General features: G+C 76.1%; 2 protein-coding genes. Both read right to left on the bottom strand.

Going from position 1 to position 1,998, the window contains the following annotated elements; translation table 11 throughout:
- Positions 1-758: DUF1501 domain-containing protein (locus OZN99_RS30550; protein WP_408611985.1), on the bottom strand; the 758-nt coding region annotated here is incomplete at its 3' end.
- Positions 755-1,998, bottom strand: a 1,244-nt coding sequence (locus tag OZN99_RS30545) for a DUF1800 domain-containing protein (RefSeq protein WP_270938970.1), incomplete at its 5' end; no start/stop codon positions are given. The genes OZN99_RS30550 and OZN99_RS30545, both read right to left, overlap by 4 nt.

Raw genomic sequence — 1,998 nt, 5'->3', positions numbered from 1 at the left:
AGCAGCCGCCCGGCGGCCGCCGCCAGGCGCGGGAAGCTCGCGCGGTCCGGGTCGCTGTCGGGCGGGCCGAGGGTGGCATCGGCGAAGCCGCGCGCCCGCATGCCCTCGCGGAAGGCCGGGCCGAGCTCGGGGTCACGGTCCTGCAGGGCGGCGATGCGGTAGATCAGGTCCGGCGAGGGCCGGTCCAGGCCGGGCGGCGCATAGGCGCCCACCGGCGCCGGCCCGCGCAGCACCAGCGGGATGCCGGTGCCCACCGCCAGGCCGGGCCGGGCTTCCGAGGTTCCGGGCAGCGACTGCAGGGCTCTATTGAGCCATCCGCTGGTCATGCGCTGCGTTGCGCCGATCTCCAGCAGGTCCTGCGCCTCGAAATGCGAGCGGCTGCGGTGCGGGCCGGCCACCGCATGCACCACCAGCATCTGGCCGCCGCGGTAGAGCTCGTGCAGCCCGGCCAGCGCCGGATGCAGGCCGAAGCGCCCGCCGAGGTCCAGCAGCCCTCCCTCCCGCCCCGGCTCCGCCATGGCCAGCGGGCCGCGCAGCGCGGCGAAGTCCGGGTCGGCATAGGGCTGCACGGCATAGAGACCGTCCAGCGCGCCGCGCAGCAGCACCACGACCAGGCGCTGCTCACCGGACGCCGCGGCGAAGGCGGCGCGCGTGCCGCCCACCACCATGCTGGCCGTCAGGCCGAGCAGCAGGCCGCGGCGCGTGAGGGAGAAGGAGGTGTGGGGCGCCGGCCGGTCGGCCCTCTGCCGGTCGGTCATCGGTGCATGAACTCCGGGCTGGCGAAGAGCAGGGTGAGGGCGTCGCGCACCGAGCCCGCGCCGCGCATCGCGGCGACCGTCTCGGCACGGGCGAGGGGGCCGAGCGCGACCTCGGCCACGGCCGCGGGGTCCACTCGGCCGGCGCGCGCAGCCAGCGTGTAGGCCCAGTCCACCCGGCGCATCAGCGCCTCCGGCGCTGCCCACTCCTCCTCGCGGTCCGGCCAGCCATTGGGCTGCGGCGCCGACCACAGTGGCTGGCTGAGCGCGCCGAGCCCGCCCACCACCAGCTCGCCACGCTCGATCCCGGCGGCGCGGGCGACGGCCAGGACGAAATCCTTCGGCGCCCGGAACTTGCCGAGCGGCGGGTCCCAGGCTTGCGGCAGCGTGACCAGCGCGCGGGAGACGGCGCCGAGGTTGCCCTCGGTGCTGCGCAGCGCCTCCTCCAGCCGCCGCACCGCGGCCGGCGGCGGGTCGTCGGCGACGAAATGCCGCGCCAGCTTCACCGCCAGGTGCCGCCAGGTGGCCGGGCGCGTCGCGATGAAGCGCAGCGCCGCTTCCTGGCTTTCGGGCCCCTCGGGGAAGCGGCGGCCGAGCAGGAACTTCTCGCCGGGCTCATGGGTGTTGCCGCGCCAGACGAAGCTGAAGGGCTCGCTGTTGAAGGTCACGGCCCAGCCCGTGAGGATCTTCGCCAGCTCCTGCACGTCGCCCTGGGTGTAGCCGCCGGCGGGCGACATGGTGTGCAGCTCCAGCACCTCGCGCGCCAGGTTCTCGTTCAGGCCGCGCCCGGTGCGCCGCCCGAACTCGCTGTTCGGCCCGACCGAGAGCTGGTTGTCGAGGTAGAGCAGCATGGCCGGATGGCGCGTCACCGCGACCACCATGTCGGCGAAGCTGCCGGTCAGGTGCGGGCGGATCGCCTCGCGCTCGAGCGGTCCGGGCAGGGCGCCGACCAGGCCCGACCGGCGGCTGGCGGTGAAGTGGTTCATCCAGAAGTCGGCCAGCCGGTCGCGGAACGGCTCCGGCGAGGTCAGGCGGCGTTCCGCCCAGGCGCGCTGCTCCGTGCGCACCAGGTCGAGCAGGGGGTTGCGCGCGGGAGCCGCGGGCTGGGCCATGGCCGGGGGCGCCATCTCCATCCCCTGCTCGCCGCGCCGCGCGGCCTCCAGCGCGGCCTGGCCGCTCTGCGCGCGCTGGCCGAGCATCTGGGCGCGCGCCTGCATGGCTTCGCGCGCGGAGGCGCCGGGCG

This window comes from Falsiroseomonas oryzae, from assembly GCF_027856955.1.
GTDB classification, from domain to species: Bacteria; Pseudomonadota; Alphaproteobacteria; order Acetobacterales; family Acetobacteraceae; genus Falsiroseomonas; species Falsiroseomonas oryzae.
Note: the sequence above shows the minus strand (reverse complement) of the source record. Positions and strands in the feature narration are given on the sequence as shown.